Here is a 19733-nt window from a genome sequence, read left to right on the forward strand (position 1 = left end):
GTGAAGCGGACCGCTCCGCTTACCGTTCCCAGGCATGAGTCCCGTACCGACCACCCCCGCCCGGCGACGGCGGTTCAGCTGGCCGCAGCGGGTGTTCTCCCAGGTCCTGCTGATGCAGCTGGCGATCGTCACCGGTGTCACCGCGCTGGTCACCGGCCTGTTCCTCGCGCCGCTCAGCGCCCAGCTCGACGACCAGGCGATGCGCCGCGCCCTCGCGATCGCGGAGACCACCGCGGCACCCGGGCTCGCGGAGGAGCTGACCGGCACGCGCCCGACCGCCGACGGCCCCGTACAGGCCGAGGCCGAACGGATCAGGCAGGCCACCGGCGCCGAGTACATCGTCGTCATGGACGGCCGCGGAGTGCGCTGGTCCCACACCTCCCCGGCCCAGATCGGCCGTGTCGTCTCCACGGACCCCAGCGAGGCGCTGGCCGGGCGGGACGTGATGGAGATCGACAGCGGTACCCTGGGCCGCTCGGCACGCGGCAAGGTACCGCTGCGCGACGCGGACGGCCGGATCGTCGGCGCGGTGTCCGTGGGCATCGAGTACGACAACGTACGGGCGCGGCTGCTGGCGGCGATCCCAGAACTGCTCGCCTACGCGGGCGGCGCGCTGGCCGTCGGGGCACTCGCCGCCTACCTCATCTCCCGCAGACTCCAGCGGCAGACCCACGACCTCGCCTTCTCCGACATCTCCGCCCTGCTCGCCGAGCGCGAGGCGATGCTGCACGGCATCAGGGAGGGCGTCGTGGCCCTCGATGCGGCCGGACGCATCCGGCTGATGAACGACGAGGCCCAGCGGCTGCTCGGGGTCGGTCCGGAGGCCACGGGACAGGCGCTGGAGTCGGTGCTCGGCGAGGGGCGCACCACCGATGTGCTGGCGGGCCGGGTGAGCGGCGACGACCTGCTGACGGTGCGGGGCAGCCGGGTGCTGATCGCCAACCGGATGCCGACCGACGACGGCGGTGCCGTGGCCACGCTGCGCGACCGCACCGAGCTGGAACAGCTCGGCCGGGAACTGGACTCCACCCGCGGGCTGATCGACGCCCTGCGCGCACAGGACCACGAGCACGCCAACCGCCTGCACACGCTGCTCGGGCTGCTGGAGCTGGAGATGCACCAGGAGGCGGTCGAGTTCGTCACCGAAGTGGTCGGTGTGCATCGAGCGACCGCCGAGCAGGTCACCGAGAAGATCCACGACCCACTGCTCGCGGCGCTGCTCGTCGGCAAGGCGACGGTCGCCGCGGAGCGCGGCATCTCGCTGCGCCTGGCTCCCGGGACACTACTGCCCGACCGCCTCGTGGATCCGCGCGGGCTGGTGACGGTGGTCGGCAACCTGGTGGACAACGCCCTGGACGCCGCCGTCGGCACCGAGGACCCGACGATCGAGATCGAGCTGCACGCGCGGGGGCGCACGGTGATCCTGCGGGTGGCGGACAGCGGCCCCGGTGTCCCGGCCGGACAGCGCGAGTTGATTTTCACCGATGGATGGACCACCAAGGAGCTTCCGGCCCACGGCAAGCGCGGCCTTGGCCTACCGCTGGTGCGCAGGTTCGCCGAACGGCAGGGCGGCAACGCGGCGGTGCACGAGTCCGCGGCCGGGGGCGCCGAGTTCTCAGTCGTACTGCCCGACGCGCTGACGGAGGCCGGGGCGGGGGCGGCGCTCAGCCAGGGCCATGACCGTGACCACGGCGTACGAGAGGCACGGCAGGCGCGATGATCGGCGTACTCGTCGTGGACGACGACATCAGGGTCGCGGAGATCAACGCGGCCTATGTGGCCAAGGTGCCCGGTTTCCAGGTGGTGGCGCAGGCCTACTCGGCCGCAGTAGCGCTCGCCCGGATCGCGGAGGTGCCCGTCGATCTGATCCTGCTCGACCATTACCTGCCGGACGAGAACGGTCTGTCGGTCGTACGCGAACTGCGCAGGCTCGGTCACCAGACAGACGTGATCATGGTGACGGCGGCGAGGGACGTGGCGACCGTCCAGGCGGCCATGCGCCACGGCGCGCTCCAGTACTTGGTCAAGCCCTTCAACTTCGCCGGGCTGCGCGCCGAGCTGGAGGCGTACGCAACGCTTCGGCGCACCCTCGAAAGCGGGGGCGAGGCCGAACAGGCCGAGGTGGACCGGATCTTCGGCACACTGTCAGCCGGCTCTGTCGCCCCCGAACTGCCCAAGGGGCACTCCCCGACCACCGCCGAGGTCGTACGGCAGGTGCTGCTGGCCGCCGAAGGGCCGCTCTCCGCGCAGGCGATCGCGGAACGCGCGGGCGTGAGCCGGCAGACAGCCCAGCGCTGTCTGAAGCTCCTGGAGCGGACGAACAGGGTGCGGCTGACTCTGCGGTACGGCGAGACGGGCCGCCCGGAACACCGCTACGTGGGGTCGGCGAGCGCCTGACGGCTTCCGTTGCCGGCAACGGCGATGGTGCGGCCGCGCCAGCAACGGTGCGAGTGCGGGGGCCTTGCGGACGCCGGGTCACACCGCGCCCGCTCCTGTCAGCGACCGTACCTCCGTCTCGGCATGCTTCGCCGCGTCCGACGGCTCCGCCGAGGTGACCGTGCCGATCCAGCCGGCCAGGAAGCCCAGCGGGATCGAGACGATCCCCGGGTTCTCCAGCGGGAAGACATGGAAGTCCACGCCAGGGAACAGTGAGAGTTCGCTGCCTGAGACGACGGGCGACAGGAGCACCAGCAGCACGGCCGGGACGAGTCCTCCGTAGACGGACCAGACCGCGCCGCGGGTGGTGAAGTTCCGCCAGAACAGCGAGTAGAGCAGGACAGGCAGATTCGCGGAGGCGGCGACCGCGAAGGCCAGCCCCACCAGGAACGCCACGTTCAAGTCGCGGGCCAGCAGCCCGAGCGCGATCGCGACCGCCCCGATACCGACCGCGGCGACCCGCGCCACCGCGACCTCGCTGTACTGCTTCTCGCCGGAGCCTGCATCCCGGGGTTGGGAACCCCGTTCCATGCCGCCGACAGGCGCAGGAGCGGAACGCCGACGCCGCAGCGAGGCGTACAGATCGTGGGCGACCGAGGCCGAGGAGGCCAGCGTGATGCCCGCGACGACGGCCAGGATCGTCGCGAACGCCACGGCGGCGACGACCGCGAAGAGCACCGTGCCCCCGGTCGAGCCCGCTCCCCCGCCGAGGTCGAGGGCGAGCAGGGGCACCGCCGTGTTGCCCGCGGCGTTGGACGCACGGACTTCGTCGGTGCCGAGCACGGCGGCCGCTCCGAAGCCGAGCACGATCGTCATCAGGTAGAAGCTGCCGATGAGGCCGATGGCCCAGACGACCGAGCGGCGGGCGGCCCGCGCGGTCGGCACCGTGTAGAAGCGCGACAGGATGTGCGGCAGTCCTGCCGTGCCCAGCACCAGTGCCAGGCCGAGGCTGATGAAGTCCAGGCGCGCGGTCCAGTCCCCGCCGTAACGCAGACCCGGTGAGAGGAAGTCCTTGCCGTGGCCGCTGTGCGCGGCAGCGGAGTTGAGCAACTGGTCGACGTCACCGTGGAATCGCGCCAGCACCAGCAGTGTCAGGGCGACGGCGCCCGCCATCAGCAGCACGGCCTTCACGATCTGGATCCAGGTGGTGGCTCGCATCCCTCCCATCGACACATAGATCACCATCAGGGCACCCACTCCGACGACGGTCCACGAGCGCGCGGCTTCGCTCGTCCCCCCCAGCAGCAGCGCGACCAGGCTCCCGGCCCCGACCATCTGCGCCACCAGATAGAGAACGGACACGGTGACCGAGGAAGTTCCCGCGGCGATCCGCACGGGCCGCTCGCTCATCCGCGCCGCCACGACGTCGGCGAGAGTGAACCGGCCGCAGTTGCGGACCAGTTCGGCGACGAGGAACAGCACGACCAGCCAGGCGACCAGAAAGCCGACGGAGTAGAGCATTCCGTCGTAACCGTAGAGCGCGATGAGCCCTGAGATGCCGAGGAACGAGGCGGCCGACATGTAGTCACCGGCGATGGCGAACCCGTTCTCCATCGGCGAGAACAGCCGCCCACCCGCGTAGAACTCCTCAGCGGAGCCGCGCCTGTTGCGGCTCACCCACGTGGTGATGCCGAGGGTGACCGCGATGAACGCGCAGAACAGCAGCAGCGCGAGCGCCTGATGATCCCCGTTCAACGCCCGGCCCCCCTGGTCATCTCCTGGGTGTCCCAACGCAGGTCGAGCGCCGCCCGGTCCCGACGCACCCTGGCATGACGCGCATACGCCCAGGTCAGCAGGAACGTGGTGAGGAACTGGGCAAGGCCCGCGACCATCGCCACGTTCACCGCTCCGGCCAGCGGCCTGGCCATCAGGGCCGGTGCGGTGGTCGCCGCGACGACGTACGCCAGGTACCAGACGAGAAAGGCGACGGACATGGGGACGACGAACCGCCGATAGCGGGCGCGCACCTCCTGGAAGGCGTCGCTGCGCTGCACCTGAAGATAGATGTCCCCGGCGCTCGGCCCCGCACCGGGCGCGTCCCCGGGGGCGGCCGGCCCGCCGGGAGCAGGGGCTCCGGTGCTGTCCCGGTCGCTCCAGCCGGATGCCAGCGCGTCGTACCACGGGTCCTCGAGCCGCACTGGGACCGCGTCCCGGCCGTCCTGCTTCTCCACGCTCAACTCTCCTTGCCGGCGAACCGTTTCGGCCGCCTGCCCAAGGATGGACAGAGTGGGAAGATCCCGGACTCTTCTCTTGGTGGTCTTCACCCCATCAGGTGACGCTTGCTCCCGGAGGCTGCGCGAGACCTTCCCGATAGGCATAGCGGACCGCCTGGGCCCGGTCGTGGAGGCCTGCCTTCGCGAACAGGTTGTTGATGTGTGTCTTCACCGTGGCCGTGGAGATGCCCAGCCGCCGGGCGATGTCCGCGTTGCCGAGGCCCTCCGCGATCAGGGTGAGCACCTCGCCCTCGCGGGCGGTCAGCCCGTCGGACAGCCGGGGACCGGCAGGCAGCGGCTGAGCGGTGACCTGTTCGAGCAGTCTCTGCTGGACCACCGGGGACAGTCCGGCGCGCCCGGCGACGACGTCCTGGATCGCCCGCACGATCTCGTCCCCGTCGGCGTCCTTGGTGAGCCCCGTGCGCCCGCCCGTAGTGCCGGAAAGAGCGAGTCGTCATCCGCGTAGGTGGTGAGCACGACGACGTGGGTGGCAGGGTGCTCACCGCGGATCCGCCGGGTCGCCTCCACACCGTCGACCCGAGGCATCCGCAGGTCCATCAGGACGACGTCAGGGGCCAGTTCGGCGACGAGCGCGATCGCCTCCGCGCCGTCCTGCATCGCCGCCACGGGTGCCTCCGCGAGGCAGGCGCCCCAGCCGACGGCCGTGAAGACGGCCACCAGCGCCAGCGACGGCACCAAGCGGTGGTCGAGTGTCGTCAGGTGTAGCGGGCGCCTGCGGCCGCGCAGCCCGCGAAGGCCAGCGGGGGCAGTACGGCGCCCCAGCCGTGGAAGGTCTCGGCGGAGTACGCGCTGACAACGGCCCATGCCGAGAGGGCGGCGAGCAGGGCGATGTCGAGCGCCACACGGGCCCGTGGGATGCCGATGCGCTGACAGGGCCTCCTGGGTGGGCCACTGGGTCCACTTGCCACCACGCACGTCCGTCCCCCTCCGTCCGGGCCGATGCTACGGAGGAGGTCGGCGCCGCGGATCGGACCGGGGGTGGAGTCGCCGGCTCCACCCCCGGGTGGGCACCGCCTGAACGGCGGGCGGGTCAGGCGTCGATGCGTGAGCGGTCCAGAGTGGCCGCGGAGCTGGTGATGAACTCCTTTCGGGGCGCCACCTCGTTGCCCATGAGCAAGTCGAAGACCTGCTCGGAGGACTCCAGGTCACCGATGTTGATCCGGCGCAGGGTGCGGTGGCGGGGGTCCATCGTGGTCTCCGCCAGCTGGTCCGCGTCCATCTCGCCGAGACCCTTGTAGCGCTGGATGGAGTCCTTGAAACGGATCCCCTTGCGCTGGAACTCCAGAAGCGTCTGCCGCAGCTCGTTGTCCGAGTAGGTGTAGACGTACTTCTCCTGGCCCTTCTTCGGCTGGATCAGCTCGATGCGGTGCAGCGGCGGCACGGCCGCGAAGACCCGGCCGGCCTCCACCATCGGGCGCATATAGCGCTGGAAGAGCGTGAGCAGCAGGCAGCGGATGTGCGCGCCGTCGACATCGGCGTCGACCAGCAGCACGATCTTGCCGTAGCGGGCGGCGTCGATGTCGAACGTCCGGCCCGAGCCCGCCCCTATGACCTGGATGATCGCTCCGCACTCGGCGTTCTTGAGCATGTCGGAGACGGACGACTTCTGGACATTGAGGATCTTTCCGCGGATCGGGAGAAGTGCCTGGAACTCACTGTTGCGCGCGAGCTTGGCGGTTCCGAGCGCCGAGTCGCCCTCGACGATGAAGAGCTCGCTGCGCTCCACGTCGTCACTGCGGCAGTCGGCGAGCTTGGCGGGCAGGGACGAGGACTCCAGGGCCGTCTTCCTGCGCTGCGCCTCCTTGTGCTGCCGGGCCGCGATGCGCGTACGTGCGGCCGCCACGGCCTTTTCGAGCACCGCTCGGGCCTGGGCCTTGGCATCCCGCTTGGTGGACGTCAGGAAGGCCTTGAGCTCCTTGGCCACCACGTTGGCGACGATCCTGTTGGCCGCCGACGTGCCCAGGACCTCCTTGGTCTGGCCCTCGAACTGCGGCTCGGCGAGGCGGACGGTGACGACCGCGGTCAGGCCCTCCAGGGCGTCGTCCTTGACGATGTCGTCCTCGGCGACACGCAGCATCTTGGCGGAGCGCAGCACCTCGTTCATCGTCCTGGTCACGGAACGCTCGAAGCCGGTGACGTGAGTGCCGCCCTTGGGCGTGGCGATGATATTGACGAAGGACTTGACCGTGGTGTCGTAGCCGGTGCCCCAGCGCAGGGCGATGTCGACGCCGAGCTCGCGGGTGACCTCGGTCGGGGTCATGTGACCGCGGTCGTCGAGGACGGGGACGGTCTCCTTGAACGTGCCCTGGCCGGTCAGCCGCAGTACGTCGCAGACGGCCTTGTCCTGGGCCAGGTACTCGCAGAACTCGCTGATGCCTCCGTCGAAACGGAAGGTCTCCACGCTCTTGCCTTCGCCGCCCGCGTCGGACAGACCGCGCTCGTCGTGGACGACGATGGTCAGGCCCGGCACGAGGAAGGCCGTCTGGCGGGCGCGCTGGTGCAGCGTCTCCAGGGAGAGTTTGGCGTCCTTGAGGAAGATCTGGCGGTCGGCCCAGTAGCGCACCCTCGTGCCGGTCCGGGCCTTGGGCACGCGCTTGCCCTTGCGGAGGCCGTTCGCCGGGTCGAAGGGGGCGTCCGGACCCGATTCGGTGAAGATGCCGGGGACACCGCGCCGGAAACTGATCATGTGGGTCGCGCCACCGCGGTCCACTTCCACGTCCAGGCGGGCGGACAGCGCGTTCACAACCGAGGCGCCGACGCCGTGCAGACCGCCGGAGGCCGCATAGGAACCGCCGCCGAACTTGCCGCCGGCGTGCAGCTTGGTCATCACGACCTCGACGCCGGAGAGCCCGGTCTTGGGCTCCACGTCCACGGGGATGCCGCGGCCGTTGTCCCTGACCTCGACGGAGCCGTCCTCGTGGAGGATCACCTCGATGTGGTCGCAGTGGCCTCCGAGGGCTTCGTCGACTGAGTTGTCGATGATTTCCCAGAGGCAGTGCAACAGGCCGCGGCTGTCGGTGGACCCGATGTACATGCCAGGCCGTTTACGGACCGCCTCGAGCCCCTCCAGGACGAGCAGGTGCCGCGCGGTGTAGTTGGAGCCGTCACGGTCTGCAGTCAGCAGCGCTGTGGACGGCACGGACGTTTCGGCGGTCACGCGGTTCGCTCCTCGCTGAATTTCAGATGTGGCCAAGTGGGGTAAAGGCCCGGCGTCGGTCGCCGGTGAGAGCGTACCGAGGCCTGGTAGAGCCGATGTAACGCCACCCACTTGATTTCTCATGCTAGTCCAGTGTCGTATGCATGTTCGATCCCTCGATGGGGTGACGTGCACATCACGTTCCCTTCCAGGCATGAACCATTTAGGCTCCGGGCACGTCCTCATGAACAACCGGCAACCCAGCCGGGAGGGCCAAACGAGACAAGCAACGCGAAATCCGTAGAGCGAAGCAATACGGCTCATTCGCCGCCAACCGGCAGCAAACAGCCACCTCGGGAAGAAGTTTCGAGGAAAGGCCACGAGCGGGAACGTTTTCGGCCTGGTTGGATGTTGACCCTGGTACGACAGCTCGTCGAGCTAGAGAAGAGGCGACGTGACTACTGTTCTGACCCCCGCGAGCCCGCTGACGGCCGCTGACCGCTGCGACCGCTGCGGCGCCCAGGCTTATCTGCGCGTCGTACTGATCAGCGGTGGTGAACTGCTCTTCTGCGCCCACCATGGACGCAAGTTCGAGCCGGAACTCAAGAAGATCGCCGCGGAAATACAGGATGAGACGGACCGCCTGACGGCCGTGCCGGCCGACGCCGGTGAAGAGGATCACTGACACCTCACATCCCGACGAGCCAAGGGCCGGTTCCGGATCGGCCGACGGGCGGCCTCCCCTGAACACCAGGGGAAGCCGCCCGCTCTCGTTCCGTCACCGCCGTGGCGGCAGCACACCGGCCCGGCCGGGTCAGTCGGTCTCCGCCAGCGGCGGGTCCAAGGCGGAGACCCTTGTGTAGACGCCAGGCCCCTCAGGCATCCCGCAGCCGCTCCCCCAGGACACGAGGCCGATCAGTCGGCCCTTGGCGATCAGCGGGCCCCCACTGTCCCCCTGGCAGGCGTCGTGACCGCCCCGCGGATCGCCGGCGCACAACATGGTGGCCTTCAGGTATCTGCTGCCCTGGCCCCCCGGATACGCCTTCGCGCATGTCTCGTCCGGCAGCACCGACACCGGCGCCGCCCGCAGCGACGACGAGTAACTGCCGTCACCCTTCGTATCGCCCCAGCCGTAGACCGTAGCGGTGGTCCCCACCTCGGTCGCGGCGTCCTTCGCTTCCGCCACGGGCAGCACATGGACCTCGGGCAGCGCCTTGGACAGGGTCAGCAGTGCCATGTCCGGGTTGTTGGCGACGGGGTCGTAGTCGGGTGCGATCCAGGTGGCCCGCACAGGGACCTCCTGGCCCCCCTCACCGGCCAGCTCCGAGCGGCCGACGATGACCCGGAGGTCGCGTACGGCGTCGGCTTCCTTGCCCAGAACCGCGGCGCTCAGGCAGTGTGCAGCCGTCATCACCTTGGTCGGCGCTACGACCACACCGCCGCAGAACTGTCCTTCGCGCGTTGGGCCGAACCGGTCAACGCTGGACAGGGCGACGACCCAAGGGCTGTCCTCGGCACGCACCTCGTAACCACCGATGACCACGCTGTCCGCGGCGGCGGGAAGAGACATCGCCAGCGGTGGCACGACCACTGCTGCGATCAGGGCCAGCACCCTGGCCGGGCCTCGGGCGGTAGGGCGACGCATACGGCCTCCTGACTCTACGTGAATCCAGTCAACTCAGAGTCGACCAATCGGCCGCCGTACGCACCCGCTCCACCTGGCGGAGGACCCGAGCCGGGAGGGGCCCGACCTCGGACGGCGAAGGGCCCGAGCCTCACGACCAAGGCCCGACCTCGGACGGCGAAGGGCCCGACTCCCTCGGGAGCCGGGCCCTTCGACCGCTGTGTGCGTGTGCGCTGCCCGGACTCGGCCGGGCGGTGAGGGCAACCTTTAGTCGAGGTAGTCGCGCAGCACCTGCGAACGCGACGGGTGGCGCAGCTTCGACATGGTCTTGGACTCGATCTGACGAATGCGCTCGCGCGTGACGCCGTAGACCTTGCCGATCTCGTCCAGCGTCTTCGGCTGCCCGTCCGTGAGACCGAAGCGCATCGACACCACGCCCGCCTCGCGCTCCGACAGGGTGTCGAGCACCGAGTGGAGCTGCTCCTGCAGCAGCGTGAAGCTCACCGCGTCGGCCGGGACGACCGCCTCGGAGTCCTCGATGAGGTCACCGAACTCGCTGTCGCCGTCCTCGCCGAGCGGGGTGTGCAGCGAGATCGGCTCACGGCCGTACTTCTGGACCTCGATGACCTTCTCGGGGGTCATGTCGAGCTCCTTGGCCAGCTCCTCCGGGGTGGGCTCGCGACCCAGGTCCTGGAGCATCTGGCGCTGGACGCGCGCGAGCTTGTTGATGACCTCGACCATGTGCACCGGGATACGGATAGTGCGGGCCTGGTCGGCCATGGCACGGGTGATCGCCTGACGGATCCACCAGGTGGCGTACGTGGAGAACTTGTAGCCCTTGGTGTAGTCGAACTTCTCGACCGCGCGGATCAGACCGAGGTTGCCCTCCTGGATCAGGTCCAGGAAGAGCATGCCGCGACCGGTGTAGCGCTTGGCCAGCGAGACGACCAGTCGGAGGTTGGCCTCCAGCAGGTGGTTCTTGGCTCGGCGGCCGTCTTCGGCGATGATCTCCAGCTCGCGCTTGAGCTTCGGCGCCAGCTTGTCGGAGTTCGCCAGCTTGTCCTCGGCGAACAGGCCCGCCTCGATGCGCTTGGCGAGCTCGACCTCCTGCTCGGCGTTGAGCAGCGGGACCTTGCCGATCTGCTTCAGGTAGTCCTTGACCGGGTCGGCGGTGGCGCCCGCGACGGCGACCTGCTGCGCGGGAGCATCGTCCTCGTCGTCGTCGGAGAGGACGAAGCCCTTGTTCTCGCCTTCGGGCTCCTCCTCGTCGCCCTTGCCGGCGGGCTGGACCTCGTCGAGCAGCTCTTCGCCCTCGACTGCCTCGTCGGAGTCCTTCTTGGTGGTGGTCTTCTTGACCGCCGCCTTCTTGGCGGTGGTCTTCTTCGCGGCCGCCTTCTTGGCCGTCGTCTTCTTCGCGGCCGCCTTCTTGGGGGCGGTCTCCGAGGACTCGTCGGCCGGGACCTCGACGGTCTCGGCCGCCGGGGCCGCGGTGGCAGCGACGGTCTTCGCCGTGGCGGTCTTCGCCGCGACGGTCTTGGTGGCGGTGCGCTTTGCCGGGCTCTTCGCTGCGACGCTCTTGCGGGCGCGCTTCGGCGACTCCGCTGCACTGACCATCAGCGTCACACCCTCTTCCTCGAGGATCTGGTTGAGGCTGCGCAGAACATTCTTCCACTGGGTTGGCGGAATCTGGTCAGCCTCGAAGGCCCGACGCACGTCATCGCCGGCGATCTGCCCATCAGCCTTTCCCCGCTCGATGAGCGCCATCACAGACTCGGACTCGGCGATCTCCGGCGGGAGCGTACGGGATGTGCTGGCCGACACGAACAACCTCTCGGAACGATGGAAACGGCTTCCGGCCCCACCCATGATCGGGCCGGAGCCGACGACCACCGGGCTGCGGATGTACCGGTGGCGCGGGCGGAACCAAGGAGCTCTCACAGCGCCATGCGTGGCTGCTGTATTCCCTCCTCGGCTGTCACCTCTTAGGTCATCGCGCTGTTTCGAGGAGCGTTACGCCCAATCCGCGTGGCCCGAGTCACACCCCAAATGCCATTAAACGGTCAGACAGGGCGTTTCTCCCGCAACATGTCGCCGGATCCCCTATCGGAATCCGGCGACACGCCATCCGTACGCCTGCGCACTCCCCGATCGCCGCTGCGGTCAGTGCTCACGCGGCGCGGGAACCACTCGCTCCACTTCCGGGTGAACCGTGAGCAGCTGCCGCATGGCGGATTCCGCGGCGTGCGCGTCTCCGGAGGCGAGGGCGTCGGCGATGCGCGCGTGATGCGCCAGGGAGGCTTCGGTGGGGCGGTCACAGCCCGTGACCGGTCCGCCGGAGACCTGGAGGGCGGCCGAGACGATTCCCGACAGGTGCTCCAGCATGCGATTGCCGGCGAGCTGGATGAGCAGGGAGTGGAACTCGGCGTCGGCTCGCGAAAAGGTGAGCCCGTCACCCTGAGCAAGGGCATGGCCCATGATCTCGACCATGTCGCCGAGCCGCTGCTGGACGTCCTCGCGGCCGTGCCCGGCGGCGAGCCGGGCGGCCAGCGGCTCGATCGTCCAGCGCAGCTCGCTCAGCTCGCGGCGCTGATCCTCCCGCTGCGGGCCGAAGGCGCGCCATTCGATGATGTCGGGGTCGAGCAGATTCCAGTCACTGACGGGCCGGACGCGGGTTCCGACGTTGGGCCGGGCACTGACGAGGCCCTTGGCCTCGAGAACGCGCAGCGACTCCCGGACGACGGTACGGGAGACCTCGAAGCGCTGGCCGATCTCCTCGGGGACGAGCGGGCGATCCGCACCCAGGTCGCCGGAGACGATCATCTGGCCGAGCTGCTGGACGAGTTGGCCGTGCAGGCCGCGGCCCCGACTGCCGGTCGCGCGGCGGCCGACCCGGCCCAACTCGCCGTCGGAGCCGTCCCACGAGGGAGGACCGACGCGGTCGGTGACGGGCGGCTCCGCGAAGCCGTATCGATCGAGTTCGCCCGGACCGGCGAGACCGGACTCGGTGGGGCGGGCGGAGGTCATCATGGTGTGCGCAAGGGTACTCACGCATCCTTTGTCGGCCTGGCTTCCGAGCCCCTTGAGGTCTTTGGTGAAAAGCACACGAAAGGGTGATCGGCGCTCACCCCGCAATTGACGCCTTATCGGAAGGAATCAGGCATTCGCCAGAAACTGGTGGGCAGTTCGGGATCAGCCGCTCCGCCGTAATCACCGAGAACGCCCAGGGCAAACACCCGTGCACGCATCCGCGCAGACCAGAGCTGCCGACGGCAACGTCATTGCCGTGTCGAGAGGTTGGGCGAGCAGTCGCACGACACCCACGAGACGTCGATCCGCCTGCCGCGACAGTTCGACCCGGCCTGCTCCAGGGGCCCACCGAGGAGCCCGGCCACCGAACGGGCCGCCGGTACGACAAGCACCTTCTGCACGAGCGGCAGCACCGGCACCGACTTCGCGAACGCGGCGCGCCGGAAGGGACCCCTGCGGTTGCAGTCCACCCAGGGGCAGGCGCAGGCGCCGGACCCGGCGACCCAACCGACGGCGATGGATAGCCACTTGCCCGCGTCTGCACCCAAGTCCAAGCCGCACACGGGACACAGAGCCCGGCGATGCGATGGAAGGGTCTCCACGGCAGCAGGTGACGCCACGACCGTCCGTCAGGCCAAGGATCGGCAGATGCTCTCGGCGACGGGTGCAGATGAGCCCGATAGCCTGGAGCATCGCTTTTCTCGCCTCTCTCGCGGAAGATAAGACCGCTCAGCGACAGCAGGGGTACCGCAGTACGATAACGCGACATTTCAGACTTTTTGCGCATCGACCGCCGCCCAGGGTGTCAGACCAGGCCGTCCTCGGCCCGCCGTCGGTCCGCCCGCTGCGCGATCAGACCTCGGGGCGCAGCATCGGCGGATTCAGCACTGTGGCACCACCGGCCCTGAAGAGCTGGGCCGGGCGCCCGCCCTGACGGGTCGTGGTCCCACCCGCCGGCACCAGGAAGCCCGGAGTGCCGGTCACCTTGCGGTGGAAGTTGCGGGGGTCGAGGGCGACACCCCACACCGCCTCGTACACGCGCCGCAGCTCTCCCACGGTGAACTCCGGCGGGCAGAACGCGGTGGCCAGCGACGAGTACTCGATCTTGGAACGGGCACGTTCCACTCCGTCGGCCAGGATCAGCGCGTGGTCGAAGGCGAGCGGCGCCTGCTGCTCCCCTTCGTGCGGGAATGCGCCGCCCGGGGCAATGAGTTCCTCGACGGGAGCCCAGCGGGCGCTGTTGGCGTCGCCGCCCGCGCGGGGCGCCGGGAGGTCGGGCGCGAGCACGAGGTGCGCCACGCTCACCACCCGCATCCGAGGGTCGCGCTTGGGGTCGCCGTAGGTGGCGAGCTGCTCCAGGTGGGCGCCGTTTCCGGGCGCCGGTGACGCGGGGTCGTGCGCGCACAGCCCGGTCTCCTCGGCGAGTTCGCGCGCCGCTGCCGCCGCCAGGTCCTCGTCGCCCCTGACGAAGCCTCCGGGCAGCGCCCACCGCCCCTGGAACGGTGGCTCGCCGCGGCGGACGACGAGCGCACAGAGCGCATGCCGACGCACGGTGAGCACGACCAGGTCGACAGTGACGGCAAAGGGCGGGAAGGCCGACGGGTCGTAGGGCGACATGCCGCGATCATAGTCGTCTGCCTGACGATAAACACACCCGTCGCCACCTGCGGCAACGGATTCCTCACCCGGGGCGGGCGGCCCGGCACGGGGGTCACCTTCCCCACTGCAGTCCCTCGGCCGCCTGCTCGACCACCCCGACACCAAGCCGGCCGACCCGCACCGCGAAGGGTCCGCCCGCCACGGAGAGCTGACGGCCGGCCGGCGGGCCGTCTGCCCGCTGTCGGGCTGGTCTTGAGCACATCCGCCGACCGGTCGTCGTCACCTTCCGCATGGGTGTCCGGGAGGAAGCCTCGGAATGCCCGGCCGGCGGGGCCCACAGGACGGTCGGAGCGGTCGCCGCGCTTGGAGCGCAGCCGGAGCTCCAGGGTGACCGCAGCACCCGGTGGCGGCTCCAGGTCCCACCGGAGCAGCCCCGCGGAGGCGAGAGTGTCATGCCGCGGCGGGTGCGCGGTGATGATCGCCTGGGCAGTGCCTCCGCCGTGGCCGGCCGGCCACCGCACGCCGTTCTCATGGACGTGCGCGGGCAGTTCAGGTCCCGGCCGGCCGGGACGGCCGCAAGATCTGCGAGATCGGTGCCGAGGGCGATCTCCACCGGGAGTCTGAGGTTCCTGTCGGCGGATTTGCGCAGCGTGATCCGTTCCGTTCCCTCGGCGTCGCGCGACCGCTCCACGGCGACCTCGGGATCGGGGCCGGCTCCGGACGGTGCGCGCACCACGTACGTGAATGCTGCAAGTCCGGCCGACACCGATCTGCCCTGGAGCGCGATGGGCTCCCGTCCGGCGATCCGGAGCCGGCAGCGGGCCAGCAGCCGTCGTCCCGACCGGGTAGATGCCTTCCAGTCCGCCGGCCGTGAGCTGACCGTCTGCCGGCGAGATCGACAGGCAAGGCGGAGCGACGCAGACGATCGCGCGGTGTATAGGCGGAGGACCGGGCGACGACGCGGACGCGGGCTGCTCTGGCCCCCTGCGGGTCTGCGACCGCATGTCGTCCGGTGCGGTGTGTCGGCGAGATGCGCTGATGGCCACGAGTGGTCTGCTGTGCCTTCTGTGCACTCCGGACAGCAGTGGTGGAAACGACGGGACGGGTCGTACGACTCAGCCACGACCTTGAACGCTGGCGCAGCTGCCCTGGTCACGGCCTTCATCGTCCACTCCTGGTGCCGCGCTGCCCACCACGCCGCCGGGCGCGTGTGCGAGCCCGTGCGGCCGCTGTGCCGTTACGGGGCCGGACAGGGGAGCTGCTGCCACGGGGCTGCGTCGGGGCGACGCCCGGCTCGGTGGCGAACGGACTGACGGGACCGTGGCGCCGGCGTCGGCGTGTACGGGGCCGGGCACCGTCGGGGCAGGCCGGCGGCTCCTGCGGCCGAGCGTCCCGCTGCTCGCGCAAACAGCGGCGCACGGTCTCCGGGTCCAGGCCCTCGTTGCACGCTTGGTGCAGAAGACGTGCGAAGACGTATTCAGGGTCGGCCCGCAGCGCGAGCCCCAGGGCCACGCGCGCGCCCGGCTCGTCGCCCGTGGACCAGGAAACCCATCCGGCGAGGGTGAGGGTCGCGGCGGCGTGCTCCGCGTAGGGGCCGACGCATCGGCGTGACAGGGCGCGCCAGAGCCTCAGCGCCGGGGCCGCTTCCGGTCCCTCCATCCATTGCGCCGCGCGGTCCCTGGTCTCCCGGTCCTGCAGGCCGAGGATCACCGCCGCGGCTTCCTCGTGGGCGATGAGCTTGTCGTCCGCCGCGTCGGGTCCGTAAGCATCGTCGGTGTGGGGAGTCTGTGCCAGTCGGTCCAGCAGGCGGCCGGCAAGCGTCACGGTCTCTTCGGCGACTTCCTGCCGCCCCTGCGCATCGAAGATTCTGGGGGTCAGAGCGGCACCTGCCGCGTCGAGGGCCCGGATCTGCTCCTCCGCTGCCGAGGCCGGTGGCGGTGCGAGCCGCCCCTCCATTTCTCGGAGGCTTCCGCGGACCCGGATACCGGCGTAGGCGGCCGCAGCGGCCATCACGGACGTGCCCGGCAGGGCGAGCGGCGTCCCGTCGGGCGGGCAGCAGCGCGTATCGGGACAGCAGTAGCTCCAGAAGCGCCCCTCTGAGATGCACAGCGCCTCGTAGACGGGCACATCGAGTCCGCCGCATGCCGTACGCAGCCGCTGCGCGAGCGGGCGCAGGCGTTCCATCACCCGCACGCCCGTCTCGCCCTCGGCGGGATCCTGGCAGAGAAAGACCACGATGCCGTCGGGACGCGGTCCGCGACGCTCGCTGCCCTGGATCAGGCACTCCGCGAGCTGCGAGGCCACGGGTGACCATTCGCGGGGCGAGCGGGGGATACCGAGCCGCAGTCGTCCGCCGAAGCGTCCGTTGCTGCCGTGCAGGGCGACGAGCACGATCGAATCAGTCGGATGGAAACCCAGCATGTACGGAAGTGCGTCGGCCAGTTCGGCAGGTCCTCGGAGCGTGATCTGCTGGTCGGTGCCGGGGCCGGTGAGGTCATGGTGCTTGTTCATGCGATGACGGTCCCGCGAAGGCCAACACTCCGCGACCCCCTGTGGATAAGTTGTCCACAGGCTCGTGAGCTCGTTCGCACTTTGTCGGTGCCATCGGGTTGCATGGGGGCATGACCAACGCAGACCGCGCGGAGCTCAGGGCTTCCGCCGATTCCGTACTGGCCCGGCTCGTCTCCGACACGTCGGGCCGGGCCCGGCTTCGCGAGGACCAGTGGCGGGCGATCGAGGCGCTTGTCGCGGACAAGCGCCGGGCGCTGGTCGTGCAGCGGACGGGATGGGGAAAGTCCGCGGTGTACTTCGTCGCCACGTCCCTGCTGCGGGCGCGCGGCAGCGGCCCCACCGTGATCGTCTCTCCTCTTCTCGCGCTGATGCGCAACCAGGTGGAGGCTGCTGCCCGCGCGGGCATTCGCGCGCGCACGATCAATTCCTCCAACACGGAGGAGTGGGAGACGATCCAGGCCGAGGTCGCGTCGGGCGAGATCGACGTGCTGCTGGTGAGCCCGGAGCGGCTCAACAACCCGGACTTCCGCGACGCGGTGCTGCCCCGCCTGGCGGCGGCGACCGGGCTGCTGGTGGTGGACGAGGCCCACTGCATCTCCGACTGGGGCCATGACTTCCGCCCGGACTACCGCAGGTTGCGCACGATGCTCGCCGACCTGCCTGCAGGCGTCCCCGTCCTCGCCACCACCGCCACCGCCAATGCGCGGGTCACCGCCGACGTCGCCGACCAACTGGGCACCGGGGCGGGTACGGACGCTCTCGTGCTCCGGGGGCCGCTGGACCGGGAGAGCCTCAGCCTCGGAGTGCTGCAACTTCCGGACGCCGCCACCCGGCTCGCCTGGCTCGCCGACCATCTCGGGGAGCTCCCCGGCTCCGGCATCATCTACACGCTGACGGTCGCCGCGGCCGAGGAAGTCACCGCGTATCTGCGCCAGTGCGGTCACACCGTGATCTCGTACACCGGCCGCACGGAGAATGCGGACCGGCAGCAGGCCGAGGAGGATCTGCTCGCCAACCGTGTCAAGGCGCTGGTGGCGACATCCGCGCTGGGCATGGGATTCGACAAGCCGGATCTCGGGTTCGTCGTGCACCTCGGCTCACCCTCCTCCCCCATCGCCTACTACCAGCAGGTGGGCCGCGCGGGGCGTGGTGTGGAGCATGCCGAGGTGCTGTTGCTGCCCGGGAAGGAGGACGAGGCGATCTGGCAGTACTTCGCCTCGGTCGCGTTCCCTCCCGAGGAGCTCGCGCGGCGGACTCTGGACGTGCTGGCGCAGGCGGACAGGCCGCTGTCTCTGCCGGCCCTTGAGCCTCTGGTGGAGCTGCGGCGCACACGGCTCGAGACCATGTTGAAGGTGCTCGACGTGGATGGCGCGGTCCGGCGGGTGAAAGGCGGCTGGACGACCACGGGACAACCGTGGTCCTACGACTCGGACCGGTATGCCTGGGTGGCCCGGCAGCGCGCGTCCGAGCAGCAGGCCATGCGCGAGTACGCGCGCTCCACCGAGTGCCGGATGGAGTTCCTGCGGCGCCAGTTGGACGACGAGGAGGCGACCCGATGCGGTCGCTGCGACAACTGCGCCGGGGCACGGTTCAGCAACAAGGTGTCCGCTGCGGCTCTGGACGCCGCTCGCGGGGAGCTGGGCAGGCCGGGCGTCGACGTCGAGCCCCGCAAGATGTGGCCGACCGGGCTGCCCGCGGTCGGCGTCAGCCTCAAGGGCCGTATCCCGGAGGGTGAGCTGGCCTCCACGGGGCGGGCGCTGGGGCGGCTCTCGGACATCGGCTGGGGCAACCGGCTCCGCCCGATGCTCGCTCCGCAGGCACCGGACGGCCCCGTGCCCGACGACATGGCGGGCGCGGTGGTGACCGTGCTCGCCGACTGGGCCAAGGGACCTGGCGGCTGGGCCTCCGGGGCCGTTGACGCACCACCGCGGCCCACGGGCGTGGTCACCGTCGCCTCCCGCAGCCGGCCCCGTCTGATCGGATCCCTCAGCAGCCGAATCGCGGAGGTCGGCCGGATGCCTCTGCTCGGTTCCGTCGAGTACGCGCCCGAGGCGCTGGACGCCCGGATCTCTCGCACCAACAGCGCCCAGCGGGTGCGGGCACTGCACGAGACGCTCTTCGTGCCGCCTCAGCTGGTGGAGGCCCTTGCCGCGGCAGGCGGACCTGTACTGCTGGTCGACGACTACTCGGACAGTGGCTGGACTCTGGCCGTGGCGGCACGACTCCTGCGCAGATCGGGCGCGGAGGGGGTGTTTCCGCTGGTCCTTGCCGTCCAGTCATGACCTGAAGGGGTCGGTCGGGACGAGCCGGGGAAGGGATATGAGCGTCATACACGCCGATTCCCACCGGTGACGCCGAATTGCTCGTTGCCGCATCCCCACGCGGCAGGAAGAATTGGACTGCTCCCCGCGCGGCCCGTTCTCGGTGTCGAGGGCCATGCCGTGGCGCGCCCTCACCCGACCCTGCCCGCACTGTGGGCGCGTATGCGAAGGGAGGACCGTGACCTTCGGATTCGCTTCGTCCGCAGCCACCTCGATCACCGCATCGGCCAACTCCGCCAACCGCCTTGCCCGGTTGCTCGAGCCCGCCGAGTGGGCAGCGGCCGGAATCCCGCTGCTGCGCAACCCGCGCGAGGTCGTCAGTGGACTGCATGCCCGCCATCGACCCGCAATGGCGACGGCTGTCGTCGCCGTGCTCGACCACGAGGAACGACTGACGGCCAGCGCGTCGTTCTCCCGGCGCTCCGCAGATGCGGACGGCTGGGAGTTCCGCAATGCGCTGCTCGCGCATCTGCGCCGTGTGATCCCGCACGACCTCCGGCGGCGTACGCCGGTGCGCACCGCCGTGCTGCTCTACTGCCGTGACGGCGACGAGCAGTGGACGGAGGAGGACGGGGCGTGGATGTGGGGGCTCAGGGACTCCTGCACGCTGCACGGGCTGCGCTGCGGCGCGTACATCACCCTGACACGCGGCGGTTGGCAGGTGCTGGGCGAGGGCCGCGGCGGCCGTCAGCCCAACTCGATGTCGCCGCCGGGGCATTTGGCCGACGCCGGGGGCGACGTCGACCCGGTGCCGCTGCGCACGGCCGGGGGCGCCGTGGACGCGCTCCGTCGCACGGTGGCCCGCTGAAGGTCATCCGCCGGCTGCCCGTGGACCGGGCAGCCGG

General features: G+C 70.1%; 16 protein-coding genes and 1 pseudogene. 5 read left to right on the forward strand and 12 right to left on the reverse strand.

All coding sequences use genetic code 11. From position 1 onward, the window contains the following. Window positions 1-34 precede the first annotated feature (34 nt). Window positions 35-1720: an ATP-binding protein gene (locus tag ACZ4SA_RS12455; RefSeq protein WP_468272969.1), complete on the forward strand. Its 1686-nt coding sequence runs from the start codon at window positions 35-37 to the stop codon at window positions 1718-1720. Continuing rightward, window positions 1717-2397, forward strand: coding sequence for a DUF7342 family protein (locus ACZ4SA_RS12460; RefSeq protein WP_468272971.1), 681 nt, complete (start codon window positions 1717-1719; stop codon window positions 2395-2397). Before ACZ4SA_RS12455 ends, ACZ4SA_RS12460 begins: the two co-directional genes overlap by 4 nt. A gap of 78 nt (window positions 2398-2475) precedes the next feature. Here ACZ4SA_RS12460 and ACZ4SA_RS12465 read toward each other — a convergent pair whose 3' ends face one another. From ACZ4SA_RS12465 to ACZ4SA_RS12485, 5 genes and pseudogenes are all read right to left on the reverse strand, one after another. Continuing rightward, window positions 2476-4131, reverse strand: a complete 1656-nt coding sequence (locus tag ACZ4SA_RS12465; RefSeq protein ID WP_468272973.1) for a solute symporter family protein — start codon at window positions 4129-4131, stop codon at window positions 2476-2478. After that, window positions 4128-4574, reverse strand: a complete 447-nt coding sequence (locus ACZ4SA_RS12470; RefSeq protein ID WP_468273152.1) for a DUF485 domain-containing protein — start codon at window positions 4572-4574, stop codon at window positions 4128-4130. Before ACZ4SA_RS12470 ends, ACZ4SA_RS12465 begins: the two co-directional genes overlap by 4 nt. Window positions 4575-4704: 130 nt before the next feature. After that, a pseudogene (locus ACZ4SA_RS12475) lies at window positions 4705-5330 on the reverse strand (LuxR C-terminal-related transcriptional regulator). Window positions 5331-5365: 35 nt separating this feature from the next. Next, window positions 5366-5512 (reverse strand): hypothetical protein, encoded by a 147-nt coding sequence (locus ACZ4SA_RS12480; RefSeq protein ID WP_468272976.1) that lies wholly within the window; start codon window positions 5510-5512, stop codon window positions 5366-5368. 188 nt (window positions 5513-5700) lie between these two features. Continuing rightward, window positions 5701-7827, reverse strand: a complete 2127-nt coding sequence (locus ACZ4SA_RS12485) for a DNA gyrase/topoisomerase IV subunit B (protein WP_468272979.1) — start codon at window positions 7825-7827, stop codon at window positions 5701-5703. 433 nt (window positions 7828-8260) lie between these two features. Between ACZ4SA_RS12485 and ACZ4SA_RS12490 the strand changes: the two genes are divergently transcribed. After that, window positions 8261-8491: a DUF7455 domain-containing protein gene (locus tag ACZ4SA_RS12490; RefSeq protein WP_356631407.1), complete on the forward strand. Its 231-nt coding sequence runs from the start codon at window positions 8261-8263 to the stop codon at window positions 8489-8491. 129 nt (window positions 8492-8620) lie between these two features. Here ACZ4SA_RS12490 and ACZ4SA_RS12495 read toward each other — a convergent pair whose 3' ends face one another. The 7 genes from ACZ4SA_RS12495 to ACZ4SA_RS12525 all read right to left on the reverse strand — a co-directional run bounded on the left by ACZ4SA_RS12495 (window position 8621) and on the right by ACZ4SA_RS12525 (window position 16567). Beyond that, window positions 8621-9451 (reverse strand): S1 family peptidase, encoded by an 831-nt coding sequence (locus ACZ4SA_RS12495; RefSeq protein WP_468272982.1) that lies wholly within the window; start codon window positions 9449-9451, stop codon window positions 8621-8623. 246 nt (window positions 9452-9697) lie between these two features. After that, window positions 9698-11251, reverse strand: coding sequence for an RNA polymerase sigma factor (locus ACZ4SA_RS12500; protein WP_468272985.1), 1554 nt, complete (start codon window positions 11249-11251; stop codon window positions 9698-9700). Window positions 11252-11590: 339 nt separating this feature from the next. Next, a complete protein-coding gene (locus ACZ4SA_RS12505; protein WP_468272987.1) occupies window positions 11591-12478 on the reverse strand; it encodes a FadR/GntR family transcriptional regulator in 888 nt (295 codons plus the stop codon). A gap of 227 nt (window positions 12479-12705) precedes the next feature. Then, window positions 12706-13011, reverse strand: coding sequence for a hypothetical protein (locus ACZ4SA_RS12510; RefSeq protein WP_468272990.1), 306 nt, complete (start codon window positions 13009-13011; stop codon window positions 12706-12708). 298 nt (window positions 13012-13309) lie between these two features. After that, the gene (locus ACZ4SA_RS12515) at window positions 13310-14074 is read right to left on the reverse strand and encodes an NUDIX hydrolase (protein ID WP_468272992.1); all 765 of its coding nucleotides are present in this window, start codon (window positions 14072-14074) and stop codon (window positions 13310-13312) included. Window positions 14075-14168: 94 nt separating this feature from the next. Continuing rightward, window positions 14169-15221, reverse strand: coding sequence for a glycogen debranching N-terminal domain-containing protein (locus ACZ4SA_RS12520; protein WP_468272995.1), 1053 nt, complete (start codon window positions 15219-15221; stop codon window positions 14169-14171). Then, window positions 15218-16567 (reverse strand): DUF4192 domain-containing protein, encoded by a 1350-nt coding sequence (locus tag ACZ4SA_RS12525; protein ID WP_468272997.1) that lies wholly within the window; start codon window positions 16565-16567, stop codon window positions 15218-15220. The genes ACZ4SA_RS12520 and ACZ4SA_RS12525 overlap by 4 nt, the downstream gene beginning before the upstream one ends. A 110-nt stretch (window positions 16568-16677) precedes the next feature. On the opposite strand from ACZ4SA_RS12525, the gene ACZ4SA_RS12530 reads away from it, so the two are divergent. Continuing rightward, window positions 16678-18849 (forward strand): RecQ family ATP-dependent DNA helicase, encoded by a 2172-nt coding sequence (locus tag ACZ4SA_RS12530; protein ID WP_468273000.1) that lies wholly within the window; start codon window positions 16678-16680, stop codon window positions 18847-18849. 217 nt (window positions 18850-19066) lie between these two features. Then, on the forward strand, window positions 19067-19696 hold the full coding sequence (locus ACZ4SA_RS12535; RefSeq protein ID WP_468273002.1) for a hypothetical protein: 630 nt from the start codon (window positions 19067-19069) through the stop codon (window positions 19694-19696). Window positions 19697-19733: the final 37 nt, after the last annotated feature.

This window comes from Streptomyces sp. NPDC027962, from assembly GCF_055566095.1.